18 protein-coding genes are annotated in these 21,583 nt (G+C 73.2%); 7 read left to right on the top strand and 11 right to left on the bottom strand.

Annotated elements, in window-relative coordinates:
* Window positions 1-131: 131 nt before the first annotated feature.
* Entirely contained in the window at window positions 132-593 is a 462-nt protein-coding gene (locus J2S44_RS11685; RefSeq protein WP_310411956.1) for an Lrp/AsnC family transcriptional regulator, read from the bottom strand.
* 80 nt (window positions 594-673) lie between these two features.
* Here J2S44_RS11685 and J2S44_RS11680 point away from each other — a divergent pair, with 80 nt between their 5' ends.
* On the top strand, window positions 674-2,017 hold the full coding sequence (locus J2S44_RS11680; protein ID WP_310411954.1) for an APC family permease: 1,344 nt from the start codon (window positions 674-676) through the stop codon (window positions 2,015-2,017).
* Here the strand turns inward: J2S44_RS11680 and J2S44_RS11675 are convergent.
* The 5 genes from J2S44_RS11675 to J2S44_RS11655 are packed head-to-tail and all read right to left on the bottom strand — an operon-like array spanning window position 1,998 to window position 8,878.
* A complete protein-coding gene (locus tag J2S44_RS11675; protein ID WP_310411951.1) occupies window positions 1,998-2,495 on the bottom strand; it encodes a DsbA family protein in 498 nt (165 codons plus the stop codon). The genes J2S44_RS11680 and J2S44_RS11675 overlap by 20 nt on opposite strands.
* 14 nt (window positions 2,496-2,509) lie before the next feature.
* Entirely contained in the window at window positions 2,510-2,851 is a 342-nt protein-coding gene (gene nirD / locus J2S44_RS11670) for a nitrite reductase small subunit NirD (RefSeq protein WP_310411948.1), read from the bottom strand.
* The gene (nirB, locus tag J2S44_RS11665; protein WP_310411944.1) at window positions 2,848-5,379 is read right to left on the bottom strand and encodes a nitrite reductase large subunit NirB; all 2,532 of its coding nucleotides are present in this window, start codon (window positions 5,377-5,379) and stop codon (window positions 2,848-2,850) included. Before nirB ends, nirD begins: the two co-directional genes overlap by 4 nt.
* A complete protein-coding gene (locus J2S44_RS11660) occupies window positions 5,376-6,803 on the bottom strand; it encodes an FAD-dependent oxidoreductase (RefSeq protein ID WP_310411941.1) in 1,428 nt (475 codons plus the stop codon). Before J2S44_RS11660 ends, nirB begins: the two co-directional genes overlap by 4 nt.
* Window positions 6,800-8,878, bottom strand: a complete 2,079-nt coding sequence (locus J2S44_RS11655) for a molybdopterin oxidoreductase family protein (RefSeq protein ID WP_374727833.1) — start codon at window positions 8,876-8,878, stop codon at window positions 6,800-6,802. Before J2S44_RS11655 ends, J2S44_RS11660 begins: the two co-directional genes overlap by 4 nt.
* A gap of 226 nt (window positions 8,879-9,104) precedes the next feature.
* Here J2S44_RS11655 and J2S44_RS11650 point away from each other — a divergent pair, with 226 nt between their 5' ends.
* A complete protein-coding gene (locus tag J2S44_RS11650; protein WP_310411938.1) occupies window positions 9,105-10,475 on the top strand; it encodes a nitrate/nitrite transporter in 1,371 nt (456 codons plus the stop codon).
* 83 nt (window positions 10,476-10,558) lie between these two features.
* Here J2S44_RS11650 and J2S44_RS11645 read toward each other — a convergent pair whose 3' ends face one another.
* The gene (locus J2S44_RS11645; protein WP_310411936.1) at window positions 10,559-11,545 is read right to left on the bottom strand and encodes an NADP-dependent oxidoreductase; all 987 of its coding nucleotides are present in this window, start codon (window positions 11,543-11,545) and stop codon (window positions 10,559-10,561) included.
* A 121-nt stretch (window positions 11,546-11,666) separates the two neighbouring features.
* On the opposite strand from J2S44_RS11645, the gene J2S44_RS11640 reads away from it, so the two are divergent.
* Window positions 11,667-12,506: a LysR family transcriptional regulator gene (locus J2S44_RS11640; protein WP_310411933.1), complete on the top strand. Its 840-nt coding sequence runs from the start codon at window positions 11,667-11,669 to the stop codon at window positions 12,504-12,506.
* 31 nt (window positions 12,507-12,537) lie between these two features.
* On the opposite strand, the gene J2S44_RS11635 is transcribed toward J2S44_RS11640, so the two are convergent.
* The 3 genes from J2S44_RS11635 to lon all read right to left on the bottom strand — a co-directional run bounded on the left by J2S44_RS11635 (window position 12,538) and on the right by lon (window position 16,646).
* On the bottom strand, window positions 12,538-13,401 hold the full coding sequence (locus tag J2S44_RS11635) for an NAD(+)/NADH kinase (protein ID WP_310411930.1): 864 nt from the start codon (window positions 13,399-13,401) through the stop codon (window positions 12,538-12,540).
* A 14-nt stretch (window positions 13,402-13,415) separates the two neighbouring features.
* Window positions 13,416-14,237, bottom strand: a complete 822-nt coding sequence (locus J2S44_RS11630; protein ID WP_310411928.1) for a hypothetical protein — start codon at window positions 14,235-14,237, stop codon at window positions 13,416-13,418.
* Window positions 14,238-14,360: 123 nt separating this feature from the next.
* Complete coding sequence (gene lon / locus J2S44_RS11625; RefSeq protein WP_310411925.1) at window positions 14,361-16,646, bottom strand: endopeptidase La; 2,286 nt, start codon at window positions 16,644-16,646, stop codon at window positions 14,361-14,363.
* 127 nt (window positions 16,647-16,773) lie between these two features.
* On the opposite strand from lon, the gene J2S44_RS11620 reads away from it, so the two are divergent.
* From J2S44_RS11620 to J2S44_RS11605, 4 genes are all read left to right on the top strand, one after another.
* Window positions 16,774-17,613 (top strand): PDDEXK family nuclease, encoded by an 840-nt coding sequence (locus J2S44_RS11620; protein ID WP_310411922.1) that lies wholly within the window; start codon window positions 16,774-16,776, stop codon window positions 17,611-17,613.
* 88 nt (window positions 17,614-17,701) lie between these two features.
* The gene (locus J2S44_RS11615; RefSeq protein ID WP_310411919.1) at window positions 17,702-18,202 is read left to right on the top strand and encodes a restriction endonuclease; all 501 of its coding nucleotides are present in this window, start codon (window positions 17,702-17,704) and stop codon (window positions 18,200-18,202) included.
* 82 nt (window positions 18,203-18,284) lie between these two features.
* Window positions 18,285-18,806: a restriction endonuclease gene (locus tag J2S44_RS11610; protein WP_310411916.1), complete on the top strand. Its 522-nt coding sequence runs from the start codon at window positions 18,285-18,287 to the stop codon at window positions 18,804-18,806.
* 68 nt (window positions 18,807-18,874) lie between these two features.
* Window positions 18,875-19,330 (top strand): restriction endonuclease, encoded by a 456-nt coding sequence (locus J2S44_RS11605; RefSeq protein WP_310411913.1) that lies wholly within the window; start codon window positions 18,875-18,877, stop codon window positions 19,328-19,330.
* Window positions 19,331-19,377: 47 nt separating this feature from the next.
* Here the strand turns inward: J2S44_RS11605 and J2S44_RS11600 are convergent, their stop codons facing one another.
* Window positions 19,378-21,513, bottom strand: coding sequence for a glycosyltransferase (locus J2S44_RS11600; RefSeq protein WP_310411910.1), 2,136 nt, complete (start codon window positions 21,511-21,513; stop codon window positions 19,378-19,380).
* Window positions 21,514-21,583: the final 70 nt, after the last annotated feature.

Raw genomic sequence — 21,583 nt, 5'->3', positions numbered from 1 at the left:
CTCCCGCGGGCACCGGTCGTCGCCGGCGCTCCTCCCTGCCGGTTCCGGCGTGGTGCGGTCCACCCTTCCCGCCGTCCGCCGGCACCGGGGTGGGCGTCACCGGGCGGAACCGGCCGGGCGGACACCGGCGATCACGGCGAGGCCAGCGGCTCGGGGGTCTGGTTCTGCATCTGCTGGAAGATCATCGAGGTGCGGAAGTCGGTGATCTCGCGGCGTTTGCTCAGCCGGTCGAGCAGGAACGCGTGCAGGTGGTCGAGGGTCGGGACGGCGACGTGCAGCAGGAAGTCGTCGCCGCCGGCCAGCACGAAGACGCTGAGCACCTCGGTCATCTCGCTGGCGGCGGCCTTGAAGGCGTTGATCACGTCGCGGTTCAGCGGGCGGACCTGGACGGAGACCATCGCCTGCACGCCGCGGCCGAGCGCGATCGGGTCGATGTCCGCGTGATAGCCGCGGATCACGCCGCGCCGGGTCAGCGCGCGCACCCGCTCCAGACAGGTCGAGGGTGCGATGCCGAGGCGGCGGGCGAGCTCGCGGTTGGACAACCGCGCATCCGACTGGAGGAGGCGGATCAACGCCGAATCTAGTTCGTCCATGCCGTGACTATGGCAGGCAAAATCGGCCGAACGTTCGGTGCGGGGCCGTTCGGCCGGTCGAAGTGCCTAGCTTCGGCGGCATGAAACGGCTCAACATTCGGTACGGGACGGCTATTCTGCTCGGCGGCGTACTCGGGCCGGGGGTGCTGGTGCTGCCGCAGCTCGGCGCCGCGGTGGCCGGCCCGGCGTCGGTCCTCGCGTGGGCGGCGCTGCTGCTGCTCAGCGCGCCGGTGGCGATCACGTTCGCGGTGCTGGGTGTGCGCTACCCGGACGGCGGCGGCGTGGCCGCGTTCGCCCGGCGCGCGTTCGGCGACCGTACCGCCGCGGTGGTGGGGGTCTGGTTCTACGGCGTCATCCCGCTCGGGACGTTCGCCGGGGCGCTGGTCGGCGCGGAGGCGGCCACCGCCGCGCTCGGGCTCGGCCGGGGCGTCGCGCTGGTCGTCGCCGTCCTGCTGATGGCGGCCGCGTTCGCGGTCAACGCGGCCGGCCTGCGCACCTCCGGGCGGGTGCAGATGTGGCTGCTGACGCTGCTGGTCGGCCTGCTCGGCACCGCGATCGTCACGGCCGGTGGTCAGGTGCAGGCCGCGCACTTCACACCGTTCGCGCCGCACGGCCTCGGCGGCGTGGCCGCGGCGATCGGTGTGCTGCTCTTCGCGTTCGTCGGCTGGGAGGCGGCCAGCCACCTGTCCGCCGACTTCGCCGCGGGTGCCACCGACCGGGACGGCCGCCGCGTGCTGCTCCGTTCCACGCAGGGCGCGCTGGCGATCGTCGGCGTGCTCTACCTCGCGCTGGCCGTGGTGACCGTCGGCGTGCTCGGCCCGCGCGCCGCCCAGCCCGGCGCGCTCGGCGCGCTGCTGGAGACCGGCATCGGCCCGGCCGCGCGCCCGATCCTGGCCGTGGCCGCGCTGCTGCTCAGCTTCGGCGGCATCAACACCTACCTGGCCGGTGCGGCCCGCCTCGGCGCGGCCCTGGCCCGGGACGGCGTGCTGCCCCGCTGGTTCGCCCGCGGCGGCGAGCCCGGCGCGGTCCCGCTGCGCAGCCTCGGCCTGCTCGCCGCGATGAGCGCGGTCTGCGCCGTACCCGTCGTGCTGCTGCATTTCGATCTTGATTTTCTGCTGCGCGTCACCGCCGCCTGCCTGGCCGCGGTCACGTTCGTGGGTGCCGCCGCTGCCGCGCGCCTGCTCCCGGCCGGCCGCGAACACCGCACCGCCGTCCTCGCCACCGTGCTGTCCGGTCTCGCGCTGCTCTGCTGCGGCGCGTTCCTGCTGGCCCCGGCCCTGCTCGCGGCCCTCACGCTGGCCGGCCCGGCCGGCCGGAAACCCACCGCGCCGCGGCCGGCCGCGGCGTCCGTCGCGCGGCTCGCACCGCACGACCATGAGGCGACCGCCCCGGCCACCGGAACGCTCAGGCGCGGCGGAGCGTGAGGGCGGTGGCGCGGCGCAGGTCGGGGAGTTCGATCCGGCCCTCGTACGGGATGTCGTTGATGAGCAGGCTGGGGGTGCCGCCGATGCCGGAGGCGACGCCGGTGGTGTAGTCGTCCTGGACCTTCGGGGCGAACTGCTGGGCCGCCTCGCCGGTGGCCAGCTCCGGGTCGGAGCCGACCGCCTCCGCGTAGTGGCGCAGGAACGCGTCCTCCAGTCGGTCCTGCTTCTTGAACAGCACGTGGTGCATGTCCCAGAAGACGCCGGCCGCGGTCGTCGACTCGGCCGCGAGCGCGGCGGTCAGCGCGTACTCGTGGATCTCGAAGAGCGGGAAGTTGCGGAAGATCAGGCGCACCTGACCGTCCGACTCCTCGACGAGCCGGCGCAGGACCGGAGCCGCGCCCGCGCAGTAGGGGCACTGGTAGTCGCCGTACTCCAGCACCGTCACCGGCGCGTCGACGTTGCCGAACACATGGTCCATGCGCCCCATCTTGGTCAGTGCACCGCCACCTCGACAACCGAGGCGTCCGTCACCCGCACCGGATAGGCCGGCAGGTTCACGCCCGGCACGTCCAAGCAGTCGCCGGTGCGCAGGTCGTAGACCTGCTTGTGCAGCGGCGACGCCACGGTGGGGACGTCGCCGCGGCTGCCGACGATGCCGCGGGACATCACGTACGCGCCGGAGATCGGGTCCTGGTTGCCGACCGCGTAGATCTCGTCGTCCGACGTGCGGAACAGCGCGACCTGCACGCCGTCGACCAGTGCGGCGATGCCGCGGTCCGGTTCCAGGCGGTCCACCGGGCAGACGGCCTGGAACAGCTGAACGTCGAGGATCATGCGGGGCTCCCCTCGGTGACGGCCGGCATGCCGAGCAGCACCGGCTGGCGGTTGACGGAGTCGGCGGAGACGGGCACGGGCTGCCCGCGCTCGACCGTGAAACTGATCGACGGGTCCGGGGCGTCGGGCGCGTTGACGAACGAGACGAAGCGCGCGAGGCGGTCCGGGTCGTCGAGCGTCGCGGCCCACTCGTCCGCGTAGTTCGTGACGTGGCGGGCCATGGCGTCGTCCAGTTCCGCGCACAGACCGAGCGAGTCGTGGACGATCACGTCGCGCAGGTGGTCGAGCCCGCCGTCCAGCGACTCGATCCAGGCCGCGGTCCGCTGCAGCCGGTCCGCGCTGCGGATGTAGAAGATCAGGAACCGGTCGATGGTCCGGACCAGTTCCTCCGTGGTCAGGTCGGTGGCGAAGAGGTCCGCGTGCCGGGGCCGGAAGCCGCCGTTGCCGCCGACGTAGAGGTTCCAGCCGTTGTCGGTGGCGATGATGCCGAAGTCCTTGCTGCGCGCCTCCGCGCACTCGCGCGCGCATCCGGACACCGCGGACTTGAGCTTGTGCGGCGACCGCAGGCCCCGGTAGCGCAGCTCCAGCGCGACCGCGAGGCCGACCGAGTCCTGCACGCCGTACCGGCACCAGGTCGACCCGACGCACGACTTGATGGTGCGCAGCGACTTGCCGTACGCGTGCCCGCTCTCGAACCCGGCGTCGACCAGCCGCTTCCAGATCTGCGGCAGCTGTTCCACCCGCGCGCCGAACATGTCGATCCGCTGCCCGCCGGTGATCTTCGTGTACAGGTTGAAGTCGCGCGCCACCTCGCCGATCACGATCAGCTTCTCCGGCGTGATCTCGCCGCCGGGGATGCGCGGGACCACCGAGTACGTACCGTTGCGCTGGATGTTGGCCAGGAAGTGGTCGTTGGTGTCCTGCAGCGAGGCCTGCTCGCCCTCCAGCACGTAGCCGGTGTTGAGCGACGCGAGGATCGACGCCACCGCCGGCTTGCAGATGTCGCAGCCCTTGCCCCGGCCGAGTTCGGAGATCAGCGCGGAGAACGACCGGATGTTCCGCACCCGGACGATGTCGAACAGCTCCTGCCGCGAGTGGTCGAAGTGCTCGCACAGCGCCTTCGACTGGGCCACGCCCTCCAGGGTCAGCAGCTGCTTGAGCATCGGTACGCAGGACCCGCAGCTGGTCCCGGCGCGGGTACAGGCCTTGATCGCCGGTACGTCCGCGCACCCTTCCGAGTGGATGGCGGAGACGATCTGGTCCTTGGTGACCGCGTTGCACGAGCAGACCTGCGCGGACCCGGGCAGCGCGGCCAGCCCGGCACCCGGGTCGACGTCGGCACCGGCCGGCGCCAGCAGCGACAGCGGGGGAGCGGAGAGCTCCAGGCCCACCCCGGCCCGCAGCGTCGGGTACGCGGTGGCGTCGCCGACCAGCACGCCGCCGAGCAGCGTCTTCGCGTCGTCGGAGAGCACCAGCTTGGCGTAGACCCGGGTGGCCGGGTCGGTGAACGTCACGTCCAGGCAGCCCTCGGTGGCGCCGTGCGCGTCACCGAACGACGCCACGTCCACGCCGAGCAGCTTGAGCTTGGTCGACATGTCCGCGCCCGGGAACGTGGCCGCGCCGCCGAGCAGCCGGTCCGCGACCACCTCGGCCTGGGCGTAACCGGGCGCGACCAGGCCGTAGCAGACGCCGTCGACGGCCGCGCACTCGCCGACCGCGTAGACGTCGTCCGCGGAGGTCCGGCAGGTGGCGTCGACCAGGATGCCACCGCGCGCGCCGACGGACAGGCCGGCCGCGCGGGCCACGTCGTCGCGGGGCCGGATGCCGGCCGCCACGATCACCATGTCCGCCTTGACCACCGCACCGTCGGACAGGCTGAGGCTGGCCACCGCGCCGTCCTCGCCTGCGTTGAGGGCCGTCGTCCCGGTGCCGGTGTGGACGGTCACGCCCAGGTCCTCGACGTAGCGCCGGAGCATGGCGCCGCCGGCCTCGTCCACCTGCACCGGCATCAGCCGCGGCGCGAACTCGACCACGTGGGTGGACAGCCCGAGCAGCCGCATCGCGTTCGCGGCCTCCAGCCCGAGCAGCCCGCCGCCGATCACCGCGCCGACGCTGCGGCCGGCCGCGTAGGCCCGGATCGCCTCCAGGTCGTCCAGCGTGCGGTAGACGAACACGCCGGGCAGGTCCTTGCCCTCGACCGGCGGGACGAACGGGTACGAACCGGTCGCGAAGACCAACGCGTCGTACGCGTAGGTCCCGGCGGCCGTGGTCACCACCCTGGCCGTCGTGTCCACCGCGAGCGCCGGTTCGCCCAGCCGGAGCTCGACCCCGTCGTCCGGCGTGTGCAGGTTCAGATCCGCCGCGGAGGAACCGTCGAAGAACGCGGACAGCTTCACCCGGTCGTACGCGGGCCGGCTCTCCTCGGCCAGCACCGTGACCGACCACTCGGCCGCGGTGTCCCGGGCCCGCACCGCCTCGACGAGCCGCTGCCCGACCATCCCGTTGCCGATGATCACTAGCCGCTTCATGCCAGAACCTCCGAGGCAGGGCTGTCCACGGCGGACAGCCAATCGACGATGCCGCAGACCGCGTCCCTGCAGGTCCCGCAGCCGGTGGTGGCGCGCGTCGCGGCGACCACGTCGCCGACCGAGCGGGCGCCGGACCGCCAGCAGCGCACGATCGCGCCCTTGCTGACGTTGTTGCACTGACAGACCGTGGCCGCGTCCGGCATCAGCGCCGGCGACTCGGCCACCGTGACCGGCGCGGCACCGAGCGCGCGGCCGAGCAGCAGCGCCCGGCGGTCGCTCGGCACCGGCGTGCCGCGGTCGAACAGTTGGATGACGGTGCCGATCGCCGGGTTGTCGCCCAGCATGATCGCGCCGGCCAGCCGGTCCCCGTCGATGACCAGCCGCGCGTACGTGCCGCGTGCCGGGTCCGCGAACGTGAGCTCCTCCGGCCCGGTCAGCGCACCCATCGCGGCCAGGTCGATGCCGGCCGCCTTGAGCCGGGTCACCACGGCCGGCGGCCGGTAGACCGCGTCCGGGTCCTCGCCGGTCAGCCGCGCCGCGACCACCCGCGCCTGCTCCCAGGCCGGCGCGACCAGCCCGCCGGTGACGCCGTCGTGTTCCGCGCAGTCACCGATCGCGGACACGCCCGGGTCGGAGGTGCGCATCGCGTCGTCGACCAGCACGCCGCGCCGCACCGCCAGCCCGGCCGCGCGCGCCAGGCCGGTCTCGGCCCGCACCCCGCACGCCAGCACCAGCAGGTCCGCGGCGAGGACCCGGCCGTCGGCCATGGTCAGCCGCACGCCGTCCGGGCCGCTCGCCACGCGCGCGGTCTCCGCGCCGAGATCACACGCGATGCCCAGACCCGCGAGGGTACGGGTCAGCACGCCGCTCGCCCCGGTGTCGATCTGCCGGTTCATCAGCCGGTCCACCGCGTGCACCACGCGCACGGACAGCCCGCGCGCGGTCAACCCGCGCGCCGCCTCCAGCCCGAGCAGCCCACCGCCGAGCACGATCGCGGTGCGCGCGGTCTCGGCCACGGCCAGGATGCGCCGGCAGTCGTCCAGCGTCCGGAACACCGCCACCCGCTCCGGCAGGTCCCCGGCCAGGCCCGGCACGTCCGGGATGATCGCCTCGCCGCCGGTGGCCAGCACCAGGTGGTCGTAGGGGTGGATCTCGCCGCACGCGGTGGTGACCGTCCGGGCGTCCCGGTCGATCGACACGACCGTGGCGCCGGGTCGCACGTCCACGCCGTGCCCGGCCGCCTCGGTGATCTCCACGTCCGCCTCGCCGACCTTGCCGGCCAGCAGGTTCGACAGCATGATCCGGTTGTAGGCGCGATGCGGTTCCGCGCCCAGCACGGTGACCTTCACGTCCGCCTGGCGCGCCCGCAGTTCCGCGGCGAGGCGGGAGCCGGCCATGCCGTACCCGATGATGGTGACCTTCACGGTTGTTCGGCCCTTTCCACGCGGACCGCGCAGACCTTGAACTCCGGCATGCGGGAGGTCGGGTCGAGCGCGTCGTTGGTGAGCGAGTTCGCCCGGCCCGCACCGGCCCAGTGGAACGGCATGAACACCGTGTCCGCCCGGATCGCGTCGCTGAGCCGGGCCGGTGCCGTGACCTCGCCGCGTCGCGAGGTGACGGTCAGCGACTCCCCGTCCGTGACGCCGAGGCGCCCGGCCAGGTCCGGGTGCAGCTCGACGAACGCGTGCGGCGCGGCTCTGCGCAGCGCGCCGACCCGCCGGGTCTGCGTGCCGGACTGGTACTGCGCCAGCACCCGCCCGGTGGTCAGGTAGAGCGGGTAGTCGGCGCACGGCTCCTCGGCCGCGGCCCGGTGCTCGACCGCGACCATCCGGGCCCGTCCGTCCGGTGTGCCGAAGCGCTCCGTGAACATCCGCGGCGTGTCCGGCCCGTCGGTGTCCGGGCACGGCCAGAAGACGCCGTCGTTCGCGTCGATCCGCTCCCAGGTGACGCCCGCGTAGTCCGCGACGCCGCCCGCGCTGGCCCGGCGCAGCTCACCGAAGACCTCGGCCGGGTCCTCCGGGAAGCCCCGGTCGACGCCCAGCCGTTCCGCGAGCGCGTGCAGGATCTGCAGGTCGGTGCGGGCCTGGCCGGGCGGGCGGCGGATCGCGTGCCGGCGCAGCACCCGGCCCTCCAGGTTCGTCATGGTGCCGTCCTCCTCGGCCCACATCGCGGTGGGCAGCACCACGTCCGCGAGCGCGGCCGTCTCGGAGAGCAGGAAGTCCGCGACGACCAGGAACTCCAGGCTCTTGATCCGCTCGGTGACCCGGCCGGCGCGCGGCGCGGAGACCACCGGGTTCGAGCCGAACAGCAGCATCGCCTTGGGCCCGGCGTCGGTGCCGAGCGAGTCGAGCAGCTCGTAGGCGGAGACGCCGGGTCCGGGCAGGCTGTCCGGGTCGATTCCCCACACGCCCGCCACGTGCTGCCGGGCGGCCGGGTCGTCGATCTTTCGGTAGCCGGGGAGCTGGTCCGCCTTCTGCCCGTGCTCGCGGCCGCCCTGCCCGTTGCCCTGCCCGGTCAGGCAGCCGTAGCCGGAACCGGGCCGGCCGGGCAGCCCGAGCGCGAGCGCCAGGTTGATGAACGCGGAGACCGTGTCCACGCCCTTCGCGTGCTGCTCGGCGCCGCGCGCGGTCAGGATGATCACGCGCTCGCCGCCGGCCAGTGCCCGGGCGGCCGCCTCCAGATCCGCCACGGGTACGCCGGTCAGCCGCTCCACCCGGGCCGGCCAGTAGTTCGCCACGGTCCGGCGCACGTCGTCGAAGCCGGTGGTGCGCTCCGCCAGGTAGTCCTTGTCCAGCAGGCCCTCGGTGAGCGCGACGTGCAGCAGCGCGTTCGCGATCGCCAGGTCGGTGCCGGGCGTCGGCTGCAGGTGCAGCGTGGCCTGCTTCGCGGTCGGCGTGGCGCGCGGGTCCACCACGATCAGCGTGCCGCCGCGCGCCTTCTGGTCGGCCAGCCAGCGGCCGAACGGCGGCATCGTCTCGGCCACGTTCGCGCCGACCAGCAGCAGCGTGTCCGCCTCACCCACGTCGGAGAGCGGGAACGGCAGGCCGCGGTCGATGCCGAACGCGCGGATGCCGGCCGCGGCCGCGGACGACATGCAGAACCGGCCGTTGTAGTCGATGTTGCGGGTGCGCAGCGCGACGCGGGCGAACTTGCCGAGCGCGTACGACTTCTCGTTGGTCAGCCCACCGCCGCCGAACACGGCCACGGCGTTCTCGTCGTACCGCTGCCGGATGTCCTCGATCCGGTCGGCGACCAGCGTGAGCGCCTCGTCCCAGGTGGCCGGCGTCAGCTCGCCGTCCCGGCGCACCAGGGGGGTCAGCAGCCGCTCGGGATGGTCCAGCAGTTCGGCGGCGGTCCAGCCCTTCTGGCAGAGCCCGCCCCGGTTGGTGGGGAAGTCGCGCGGCTCGACCGAGATAAGATCATCGTCGGTACGCAGCGTCATGCCGCACTGCAGCGCGCAGTACGGACAGTGCGTCTCAACGCGGTCGCCATCGGTCATGTACGGAAGCGTCGCCAGGCGGGATTTCCCGTCCGGGTCTCTTCCGTGTCGGTCGTGTCAACTGGCTCTCACCACCGCCCGATGGTCATCGTGAACTCACTTCCGCAGGTCAGGGCCGGTTAGGTCGACGTTGCAGGCCTGACTCACGACTCGAACTCCGGAGAAATCCCGGCTACCTACGTTTCGGTGTGTTACTGATCCTTCACGGCGGAAACCGGAGTCGATCATGAGCACCGCGACGCTTGCCCCCACCGACACGATTGCCGCAGCGGCGCGGCGGCACGGACGCTGGATCGACGACTGGCGGCCGGAGGACCCGGACTTCTGGGCGAACGGTGGCGCGCGGATCGCCCGCCGCAACCTGATCTTCTCGATCTTCTCCGAGCACGTCGGCTTCTCGATCTGGACGCTGTGGTCCGTGCTGGTGCTCTTCCTGGGGCCCGCCTACGGCATCGACCCGGCGCAGAAGTTCCTGCTCACCGCGGCGCCGGCCGCGCTCGGCTCGGTGGTGCGGCTGCCCTACACGTTCGCGGTCGCCACGTTCGGCGGGCGGAACTGGACGATCATCAGCGCGCTGCTGCTGCTCATCCCGGCCGGACTGGCCGCGTTCCTGATCCAGCCGGGCGTCTCGTACACCACGCTGCTGATCATCGCGTGCGTGGCCGGCGTCGGCGGCGGCAACTTCGCGTCCTCGATGGCGAACATCAACGCGTTCTACCCGCAGCGCCTCAAGGGCTGGGCACTCGGCCTGAACGCGGGCGGCGGCAACCTCGGCGTGGCCGTGGTGCAGCTGGTCGGCCTCGCGGTGCTGGCCACGGTCGGCGCCGGGCGGCCCGGCCTGATCGCCGGCATCTACATCCCGCTGATCGTGGTCGCGGCGGTCGCGTCCGCGCTCTACATGGACAACCTGACCGTGGCGTCGAACGAGAAGGGCGCGCTGCGCGAGGTCAGCCGCGACCCGCACACCTGGATCATGTCGGTGCTCTACATCGGCACGTTCGGGTCGTTCATCGGGTTCGGGTTCGCGTTCGGGCAGGTGCTGCAGGTGCAGTTCAAGGACTCGTTCAGCACGCCGGTCGAGGCCGCGTACCTGACCTTCCTCGGCCCGCTGCTCGGCTCGCTGATCCGGCCGATCGGCGGCGCGCTCGCGGACCGGTTCGGCGGCGCGTTCGTCACGATGCTCAACTTCGCGGCGATGGGCGCGGGCGCGACCGTGGTGCTGTACGCGTCGACCGCCCGCTCGCTGCCGCTCTACCTGGTCGGCTTCGTGCTGCTGTTCGTCTTCTCCGGCGTCGGGAACGGCTCCACGTACAAGATGATCCCGGCGATCTTCAAGGCGAAGAGCACGCTGAGCGACGCGGCCCCGGAGATCGCCGAGGCCCGGGCCCGCCGCCTCTCCGGCGCGCTGATCGGCATCGCGGGCGCGATCGGCGCGTTCGGCGGCGTGCTGGTCAACATCGCGTTCCGTCAGTCCTTCCTGACCACCGGCTCGGCCGAGGCGGCGTACGTCGCGTTCATCGCCTACTACGCGCTCTGCCTCGCCGTCACCTGGTTCGTCTACCTCCGCCCGTCCGCGAACCGCCTCGCCGGCGTCTGACCGCGGGCCCGCCCGAACCGGCCGGTCCGGGCGGGCCGCCGTCTCATCCGTCCAGATCCAGCGACAGCTCCCGCGATCCGCCGTTACGCGACCGTCAGCACGATCTTGCCGCGAAGGTGCCCGCGCGCCGCCCGCTCGTGCGCCGCACGCGCCTCGGCCAGCGGGAACGTGCCGTCGATCGCGGCCCGGACGGTGCCGCCGGCGAGCAGCCGGCCGAGCTCCGCGAGCTGCGCGCCGTTCGAGCGGACCTGGGCCGTCGAGACCGTGACGCGGTGCCGGGCGACCTCGTCCGCGTCGAACTCGGCGTAGAAGACCGGGAACAGCGCGCCGCCGGGCGTGAGCGTGGCCAGGAAGTCCCGGCTCGCCGGACCGCCCACGGTGTCCAGCACCACGTCCACGTCGCGCACCACGTCGGCCGCGCGGGTGGCGGTGTAGTCGATGACCTCGTCCGCGCCGAGCGACCGCAGGAACTCCCCGTGCCGGCCGGACGCGACCGCGATCACGCGCGCTCCCTTCCACTTCGCCAGCTGCACCGCGAAGTGGCCGACCCCGCCGGCCGCGCCGTTGACCAGCACGGTCGTGCCCGGGCCGAGCGGGACCGGCCGGTGCGGGTGCGCCTGGAACGGTGACGGGTGGTCGTGGCCGACGTCGATCAGGAACTGCCAGGCGGTCAGCCCGGCCATCGGTACGGCCGCGGCGTGCACGTGGTCGACGCCGGCCGGCTTACGGGCCAGGTCGGACACGGGCGCGGTGATGAACTCGGCGTAGCCGCCACCGGTGAAGCTCGGGAAGCGGACCATGCCGAAGACCTCGTCGCCGGGGGAGAAGCCGCCCGCCCCGCGCTCGACCACGCCGGACACGTCGGTGCCCGGCGTCATCGGCAACGCGAACGTGGACTCGGTCTCGCCCGGCATCGTCGTCATGCCGTCGCGCACGTACCAGTCCGGCGGGTTGATGCCGGCCGCGTGCACGCGAACCAGCACCTCGCCCGGCTTCGGCTCCGGCATCGGCGCGTCCTCGTACCGCAGCACCTCGGGGCCACCGTGTTCGTGCAGCCGGATCGCCTTCATCTGTCTCCTCTTTCCGTTCGCGGTGTACGCCTCCGAGTCAATCCGCGCCGCGATCGGCCGTCCAAGACCTGGTCCGCACACCCCCATACCGGAACCGCATGGCGGCGGTACGGTGGGACCGGTGAACGACCTGGAACTGCGGCTGGTGCGCTACTTCACCGTGGTGGCGGAGCATCTGAACTTCAGCCGGGCCGCCGCGGAGCTGCACCTGGCACAGCCGTCACTGAGCCGGCAGATCCAGCGGCTGGAGCACGACCTCGGCGTCCGCCTGCTGGACCGCACGCCGCACGGCAACCTGCTCACCGAGGCCGGCAAGGCGTTCCTGCCGAAGGCGCACGCGCTGCTGCGGGCCGCCGTCGACGCGACCGTGACCGCGCGCGCCCACGCGCCCACGCCCCGGCTCACCATCGGCTACGTCGAAGATCTGATCATCACGCCCGCGGTACGGGAACTGCGCCGTCGCCACCCCGAGGCCGAGGTCGGCACCCGTCACCTGGACTGCGACGAGATGTCGCTGCTCACCGACGGCCGGGTCGACGTGCTGGTCGCCCGCGCGCCGCTGCCGTTCGACGACGGCGAGATCCGGATCAGCCCGCTCTACGCGGAGGAGCGGGTCCTGCTCGTGCCGGACGACCACGACCTGGCCGGGCGCGCCTCGGTGACCATGGCCGACCTGGCCGGCCACGACCCGTTGCCCTGCCCGCTGACCGAGCCCGCGTACCGCTTGTTGGGCACCGGCCCGCTCCCGGCGGTGAAGGGTTTCCAGGACAAGCTCGAGCTGGTCGCAGCCGGTCAGGCGATCGCGGTGCTGCCGGTGAGCGACCGGCGCACCCTGCTCCGCCCGGGCCTGGCCACCGTGCCGATCCGGGACGCGCCGGCCAGCACGGTCGTCCTGGCCGCCCGCGCCGACGACCCGAACCCGTTGATCAGGGAGGCGCGCGAGTGCCTCAGCGGCCGGTGACGACGCGGCCGGTGTGCGGGCGGACCGGGACTCAGTCCACCTCGGCGGAGCCGTTGACGCGGAGTTTGCGGCGGGCGCGCTCGTAGAACGTGGTGCCGCCGAGGCGGACCACGTTCGCGGCGGCGCGGCGCGCGCGGACGCAGATCTGGTCGCCCGGCCGAAGCCGGCCGGAGATGATGCCGTCCACCTCGAGCGCCAGCTCGCCGCTGCTCGGCAGCAGGTCGAGGACGACCTCCTCGTCCGCGGAGAGGACCAGCGCGCGGTTGAAACTGGAGTGCGCGGACGACGGCACGACCAGGAAACCTTCGACGGTGGGGGAGACGATCGGGCCGCCGGCCGCGAAGCTGTACGCGGTCGAGCCGGTCGACGTGGCCACGATCACCGCGTCCGCCGCGTACCGCACGAACGGCGCGCCCTGCACCGAGATCGCCACGGCGGCCATCCCCTCACCGGGGACCCGGGCCAGCGCGATGTCGTTGAACGCGGTCACCTCCGCGCCGTTCGGCAGCAGCGTGGTGATCGCCATCCGGGACTCGACCGTGAAGTCGTGCCCGTCGATCCGGGACAGCGTCTCCGGCAGCTCCTCCACGTCGATCTCGGCCAGGAAGCCGAGCCGGCCCAGGTTCACGCCGAGCACCGGCGTGCTGCGCCCGGCCGACAGCCGCATGCTGCGCAGCATCGTGCCGTCGCCGCCCAGGCTGACCAACAGGTCAGACCGGTCGAGCAGCTCCACCTCACCGGCCGGGACCGCGCTGCAGTCGATGCGCGCGATCTCGTCCGGCAGGCCGAGCACGGTCACACCGCGCGCGCGTGCCCACTCGACGATCGTGTCTATCGCGATTTTCGAGTCCCGTTGCGGGTGAAGCACCAGCCCGACGGTGTGAACCATGCCCATGGCCACGATGGTATTTACTTCCGGATCGGTACGGCGTCGTAGGCCACCACCTCGTTGCGGGAGCCGGTCGCGGGCACGACGGCCTTCCACGTACCGGACGCGGTGGCCTTGACGTTCGCGCTGTAGGCGCCCTTGGCGTTCGTGGTCACGGTCGCCTTCCGGGTCCAGGCGGAGCTGCCGTCCGCCTTGAACCAGATCTGCACCTTCGTGTTCGCCCCGGCCTTGCCGTCCGTGCTGAACACGCCCTTCGCGGTGAGCTTCGCGCCCTTGCGGACCGGCTCCGGCGTGGCGTTGAGCGTCACGGACGCCGGGCGCTTGACCGTGTACGCGCCGGTCACCACGTTGGTGCGGAAGAACGCCAGGTCGGGGTCCTCCAGGCCGGTGCCGGTGACGTAGGCGCCGTACAGCTCCGTGCGGTACGTGCCGGCCGGGTCCTTGCCGCAGACCAGCAGGTCACCCTCCCAGGTGGTGCCGCCGGTGTTGGTCAGGACCGTGGCGTCGTAGATCGCGCCGTTGCGCCGGATGTCCACGCCGACCGCGGACGCGAGGACGTTCTCCGTCGGCAGCGGGCCGCTCAGCGTGGCGGTGATGTGCGCGCGGTTCGCGCACTTCTCGCCGGACCTCAGCGTGAACGCGGTCTTGCTGAACGTCACCGCCGTCACGCTGACGCTCGCCGGGTTCCAGTCCCAGGACGGCTCCTCCTCCTGGGCGAGGACCACACCGGCGGACGCGGCGGGTGCGGCGGCCGCGGCGGGCGCGACGATGCCGAGCGCGGGGGCGACGGCGACGGTGGCGGCCAGGAGCGGGGTGAGCACCCGGCGGCGGAGGTTCTGCATGCGGTTCGTCCCAAATTCTCGGTGGGTCTGTCGCCGAGAATTAGGCGGGTGGCCGGTTGCCGGACGGGTGCGGACACGGTGCGGCCCGGGTGCGTGAGAAAGCACCCGGGCCGCGTGGATTTCCTAAGCCGCGGTCGCCGCCGCCGTCGCCTCGGCCGGCCGCAGCGCGATCTCCAGCACGTCCGCCACGTCGGCGAGCGCGTGGATGGTCAGCTGCTGACGGATCTCGGCCGGCAGGTCGTCCAGGTCCGGCTCGTTGCGCGCCGGGATGATCACCTCGGTGAGCCCGGCCCGGTGCGCGGCGAGCAGCTTCTGCTTGACACCGCCGATCGGCAGCACCCGGCCGGCCAGCGTGACCTCGCCGGTCATGCCGACCTCGGGACGCACCGGACGGCCGGACGCCAGCGACGCGAGCGCGGTGACCATCGTGATACCCGCGCTCGGCCCGTCCTTCGGCACCGCGCCGGCCGGGACGTGCAGGTGCAGGCGCTTGCCGTCCAGCGGCGCGGCCCGGTCGTGCGACCGCAGGTAGGAGAGCGCAATCTGCGCCGACTCCTTCATCACGTCGCCGAGCTGACCGGTGAGCGTCAGCCCGCCCTCGCCCGGCATCGCGGTGGCCTCGATGAACAGCACGTCGCCACCGGCGCCGGTGACCGCGAGCCCGGTGGCCACGCCCGGCACCGCCGTGCGCTCCGCCGACTCGAAGAAGAACCGCGGCCGGCCGAGGAACTCCCGCACGTCGTCGATGTGCACCGGGCCGCCGCGCACCGCCACCTTGCGCAGCACCTTGGCCAGCGCGCGCTCCAGCTGCCGGACCCCGGCCTCCCGGGTGTACTCGACGGCGATCCTCGACAGGGCCGCGTCGGTGATCGTGACGTCGTCCGCCGTCAGGCCCGCCCGGTCGAGCTGCCGCGGCCACAGGTGGTCGCGGGCGATCGACACCTTCTCGCTCTCCGTGTAGCCGTCCAGCGCGACCAGCTCCATCCGGTCCAGCAGCGGGCCGGGGATGGTCTCCACCACGTTCGCGGTGGCGAGGAACAGCACGTCGGAGAGGTCCAGGTCGACCTCAAGGTAGTGGTCCCGGAACGTGTGGTTCTGCGCCGGGTCCAGCACCTCCAGCAGCGCGGCGGCCGGGTCGCCGGCGTACCCGGCGGAGATCTTGTCGATCTCGTCGAGCAGCACCACCGGGTTCATCGAACCGGCCTCGCGGATCGCGCGGACTATCCGGCCGGGCAGCGCGCCCACGTAGGTGCGCCGGTGCCCGCGGATCTCCGCCTCGTCCCGGATGCCACCGAGCGAGACCCGGACGAACTTCCGGCCGAGCGCCCGCGCGACGGACTCACCCAGCGAGGTCTTGCCGACACCGGGCGGGCCGGCCAGCGCGAGCACCGCGCCGGAGCCGCGGCCGCCGACCACGTGCAGCCCGCGGGCCGCGCGCCGGTTCCGTACCGCCAGGTATTCGAGAATGCGGTCCTTCACGTCGTCCAGACCCGCGTGGTCCGCGTCGAGCACGGCGCGTGCCTCGGTGAGGTCGGTGTTGTCGTCCGTGGTGACGTTCCACGGCATCTCCAGCACGGTGTCCAGCCAGGTGCGGATCCAGCCGGACTCCGGGGACGCGTCGCTGGCCCGCTCCAGGCGGCCGACCTCGCGCATCGCGGCCTCTCGGACCTTGTCCGGCAGGTCGGCCTTCTCGACCCGGTCGCGGTAGTCGCCCGCGCCCTCCGGCTCGTCCTCGCCCAGCTCCTTGCGGATCGCGGCGAGCTGCTGGCGGAGCAGGAAGTCGCGCTGGGTCTTCTCCAGGCCCTCGCGCACCTCGGAGTTGATCTTCTCGCTGACCTCCTCCTCGGCCTGGTGCTCCTTGATCCAGGTGACCAGCAGCTCCAGCCGGGCGGTCAGGTCGGTCTCGTCGAGCAGCCGGCGCTTCTGCTCCACCGACATCCACGGCGAGTACCCGGAGGAGTCGGCGATCTCGTGCAGGTCGGTCATCCGCTCGACCGCGTCGATCACCTGCCACGCGCCGCGCTTCTGCAGCTGCGCGCGGACCAGCGCCTTGTATTCACGGGCCAGCTCCCGGGTCCGCCCGGTCACCGGCGAGTCCTCGATCTCGGTGGACTCCACCCAGAGCGCCGCACCCGGCCCGGACACGCCGGAGCCGATGCGGGCGCGGTGCAGCCCACGGATCACGGCCACCGGCTCGCCACTCGGCAGCCGGCCGACCTGTTCGATCACGGCCACGGTGCCGACCGGGCCGTAGACGCCGTCGATCCTCGGAACGGCCAGCACGCGCTTGTCACCGCTGGTGCGGGCCGCGTCCACCGCGGCCTGGGTGGCGGAGTCGAGCTCCACCGGGGTAACCATGCGGGGGAGCAGTACGTCGTCGGTCAACGGCAGTACGGGAAGTGTGGCCATCGGACACCCCAATCTTGAGCCTGCCCGACTCAACCTCGCCCACCGTGTCCGTCTTCCCGCTAGTGACCCGCGACACGACGTTCGGCGGGCCCCGTGTTGCCGGTCCGGGTCCCTACAGTGGTAGGTCATGAGCACCCCGTCACCGCTGCGCCCGGTCGTCACCGCGGAGGAGCAGCTCTTCGCGCGCGGCCGCTGGGTCGTCCAGCCTGACCGAAGGCTCAGCCAGCTGGTCGCGCGCCGGCCGGAGGGCGTCAGCCCGAACCAGTGGAACACCGCGCTGCGCACCCGCTGCGACTTCGTCGTGCTCGACCCGGACACCCGGCTGCCGGTCTTCGCGGCCCAGTTCGCCGACCCGGCCGGCGTGGACGAGCGGCTCGACCGGATGCTCGCCGCCGTCTGCGGCGCGGTCGGCCTGGAGTGGGTGCGCGTCGTCTCGCCGATCCTCGGCGCCACCACGCAGGCCCGCCGGACCGTCGAGTACCTGCTGGACGCGCGCGCGTTCCGGGACGCCACCGCGTTCGACGACGCGGTGGAGCCGCCCGGCCCCGGGTTCCGCGACATCGTCGGCCGGCTCCCCGACGGCCGCGACGGCTTCGTGAACGATTTGAGCGCGCTGGCTCGCGCGGCCGCGGTGGACGCCTACGTCGGCCGTGACCTGGCCGACCCGATCATCCGGGGACTGCACGTCACCATGCCGGACGGCGTGGCGGAGGGCTGGGCGTGGGTCGAGCTCCCCGAGGGCCGTCACCTGCTCGAACGCGTCCAGATCGGGTCGCACGGCTTCGACTGCGGCGTCGCGCTGGACCGTCTCGCCGAGGACCTGGCCGCGCTCGCGGTCGGTGAACGGCTGAAGCGGCTGGACACCACGCCGCCGGTCTGGCTCAGCCGCGACGACCTGTGCCGCGCCTACGACCGGCTCCAGGCCCGGCACCCGGCGCTCACCTCACCGTTCTTCGTGCCGCTGTAACCCGGCCGGTGGGTTACGGGTGCGTCGTGTGGGCGTTGTCGCACAGTCTGGGCGACGCTCACCCAACGCCCGCTCATAGTTTCGTAGGGTGACCGTCTTCGACCTCTTTCCCCGCGTCTCGCCGCTTCAGCGGTATGAGTTGTCCATCACGCGGCTTCTCTCCAGCTTCGACGGCAACGCCGAGGTGGCGGTGAACGGGCGGGTGCCGGGCGTGCTCAGCGGATCACCACGCCAGATCGATCTGCTGGTCCGCGGCCGGGTGTTCGGCGCGGGCGTGACGGTGGCGGTGGAGTGCCGGCAGAGCCGGCGGGCGGCGGACCTGGGCGTGGTCGAGCGGTTCATCGGCAAGCTGCTGGACGTGGACGCGGACCGCGGCGTGCTCTACTCGCGGTCCGGTTTCACCCGGTGTGCCCGCGCGCGGGCCGCGGCGGCGCGCTGGCCCGCGGTGATGGCGGTGTCGCTGGGCGGCGGGCCACGGATCCCGCGACCGCGGCGGGCGGCGGATCCGCTGCCGCCGTTCGGCGTGGACGAGATCACGGAGGCGGACTTCGCGATGTTCCTCTGGCGCTGCGCCGCCGTCGGGGACTGATGACAACTTTTCTCCGGATTTAACGACAAAGACGCACAATTTGGGCGATGAGCCACACCCATTCGCCCGTACGCTCAAAGTTGTGCACCCAGCGGACGCGGAACTGCCGCCGGACCCGGACGAAGAGCCCGACACGCTCCGTCGCCTGACGCTCTTCGACTCCTCGATCAGCCGGCTGCTCGGTGGCTTCGAACCACCCGTCGAGGTCGGTTACAACCGTCGCGTCGAGGGCCGGCTCAGCCGATCGCTGCGCCGCGTCGACGTCCTGGTGCAGGGTCCCGTGCTGGGCGTGCGGGTGACCGCCGCGATCGAGTGCGTGCAGCGCCGGCGCCGGCCGGTGGACGTCGGCGCGGTCGACCGCTTCGTCGGCAAGCTGCTCGACATCGGCGCGGACCGCGGCGTGCTCTACTCCTGCACCGGCTTCACCGACCGGGCCCGGGCCCGCGCCGCGCACGCCCAGAGCCCACCCGTGATGGCCATCACGCTGGGTGACGGCCGGATGGTGCGCGACGGCCTGCCGCCGCACGACTCCACCGACGTCGACCAGGCCGACTTCGCGCTCTTCCTGCGTCTCGGCGGCACCGCGGACCTGTGGACGCCCTGACCGCACGATCGGGCTATGACGGACAACCGGGGCGACAACGGTACGAATGACGTTCATAGCGTCGACGGATGCCCCCCACCGACACTCAGCTCCAGCGGTACGAGCGGTCGCTGACCCGGCTGCTGGCCGCGTTCGACCACGCCCGGGTGGTCTACAACCGGCGGCACCACGGCCGGCTCAGCGGTGCGCCGCGGCACGTGCAGGTGATGATCCACGGGACGGTGGCCGGCCTGCCGGTCACGGTCGCGGTCGAGTGCCGCCAGCAGCACCGGCCGGTCGGGATCTCGTGCGTGGACCACTTCGTGGCGAAGCTGGCGGACGTGGGCGCGGACCGCGGCGTGCTCTACTCCTGCGCCGGCTTCACCGCCCCGGCCACCGACCGGGCCGCGCGCACGCACGATCCCGCGGTCCTCGCGATCTCGATCGGTGAGCCCGCCGCGCGGCCGGCGCCCCGGATACCCCGGCAGCGGCGCGGCGGCACCAGCGCGGACTACGCCCACTTCCTCCGCTACCCGAGCGCCTAGGCGCGTGCCGACGTGGACGGCCGGGCTGCGGCGCGGCCCGGGTGAGCTCAGACGGCCAGCTCCACCGCGGCCGCGATGCCGGGCGCGATCAGGCGCAGCTCGTCCAGCACCGCGGCCTCCTCGTCCGCCGGGACCTCGTCCAGCGCGGCGGACAGCAGCGGCATCGCGGCCGGGTCCCGGAACGTCTCGTACGCCACGGCCGCGGCCAGCGACCGGTCCCGCGCGCCGCGGTCCGCGCTGCGCGCCACGGCGAGCAGCGGGCACTGCGTCTCGTGCCCGGCGCGGCGCAGCCGGGACGACCACTCGAGCGCCCGCAGCACCGGCATCCGCGGCCCGAGCCAGGCCGCGAGCGCGAGCACGGTCCGGTCGCCGGGGAAACGCTGCCACAGGCCGTCGGCCAGCGGCTCGGCCAGCGAGACCGGCGCCTGACCGACCTCGTGGATCAGGGCGCGCAGCGCGGACGGCGGCACGTGCGCGGCGATCTCCGCGACGTCCGAACCGGCCTGGCGCAGGGTGTCGGCCATCCCGACGACCGGCATCGGGATCCGGCCGGCGCGCAGCTCCGCGCGCAGCCGCTCGGCCGCGTCCGCGGTGCGGCCGAGCCGGATCAGGCTGTGGATCTCGTACGACGTGAGCTGGCTGCGGGCGACCAGCACCGCGCCGTCGTCCTCGGCCAGTTCCGGCACGGCCGCGACCAGCTCGACCACCCGCTCGTCGTCGCCCGCGGCGTACCGGACGAGCACCTCCATGTGGTCCACGGTGACCTGCTTGGACGCGAGCGTGCGCAGCTCGTCCAGCGCGCGGGCCGCCTCGTCCACCCGGGACAGCGCGGTGCAGGCGCGGATCAGCGTGGTCAGCAGCTTGATCCGGACCGGGCGGCGGGTGTCGGTGTCCAGGCCGCGCCGGGCCGCGTCGATCGACTCCGCCAGGTTGCCGGACGAGAACTCGGCGCGGGCCAGGTTCGCCAGCGCGTCCGCGGCCAGCACCCGGTCCTCCACCGCGCGCAGCGCCAGCCGGCGGTTGCGCTCGGCCTTGTCCTTCGTGACGAACGTGGCGAACTGGTAGCCCGCGTGCCGCAGCTCCACCTCGCCGATCTCCGGTCCGGCGGCCGGGCCGCCGGTGATCCGGTCCACGGCCTGCTCGTGCAGCCGGCCGGCCAGCCGCACCGCGTCCCGCTGGAACAGCCGTGGGAAGACCACCACCTGGGTGCCGTTCGCGTACTCGTTGACCTGCCGCACCCGGTACGCGGCCGGGCCGCCGGGCCCGGACAGCCGGCGCCGCAGCGCGTCCGGGTCGCCCACCGCGGTCTCGTCCGCGTCGACCCAGAGCACCCAGCGCCCGGTGCAGTGCGCGATCGCCCGGTTGCGGGCGTCGCCGAAGTGCTCGTCCCAGAAGCCGTCGATCACCCGGGCGCCGTGCGCGCGCGCCACCGCGACCGTGTCGTCCAGCGAGCCGGTGTCGTAGACGACGACCTCGTCCACGAACGGGGTGACCGCGTCGATGCCGGCGCCGATCGTGGCCGACTCGTCCCGCACGATCATGCTGGCGGAGACGAGCAGCGGTGACTCGGTGACGACCCGCAGGCCGCAGCCGGCCGCACCGGTGTGTGCCACCAGCGCGTCGTCGACCAGCACGATCCGGCCCAGGTCGCGCAGTCGTTCCCAGGGCAGGTCCGGGGTCGGACCGCCGGCCGTGAGCAGCGCGGACCGCCGCAGCGCCACGCAGACCGGGCCGAGCCGGTCCACGTCGTAGCGCCGGCCGCGGTGCCGCTCGCGCCACTCCCGGGCCAGGTCGCGCAGTTGGCGTACCCCCGCCGGTGGTGGGATCTCGGCGCGTTGCGGGCCGATCGAGCCGATGCAGCGCGGGCCGGCCGCGACCACGGTCTCGTCGTCCAGCACCTCGCGGACCGCGTCCAGCCAGTGCCGGGGGAGGAGCATGTCGCCGTCGACGAGGAGCAGCAGGTCGCGCCCGGTCGCGGCGACGGCCTCGGCCCGGCCGCCGGGCACCGCGCGCACCCACGGCAGCGCCGCGACGACCCGGTCCAGGTCCGCGCGGCCGGCCGGCACCGCGCACACCACCTCGTCGCGCACGCCGAGCGCGGGCTTCAGCGCCTCCAGCGTGGCCTTCAGCTCCGCGGGGCTGCCGCCGCCGGTGACCACCACGTCGAGGGCTCCAGAGCTCATGTCTGAAATGTCGGCCGGTTCGCGCCGAGGCTGAGACCAATCGGCAACCCGGCTGCACCCCGCGTCCGCT

The organism is Catenuloplanes niger, from assembly GCF_031458255.1.
Taxonomy (GTDB): Bacteria; Actinomycetota; Actinomycetes; order Mycobacteriales; family Micromonosporaceae; genus Catenuloplanes; species Catenuloplanes niger.
The sequence above is the reverse complement of the archived record's forward strand: the minus strand, read 5'-3'. Positions and strand labels throughout refer to the sequence as shown.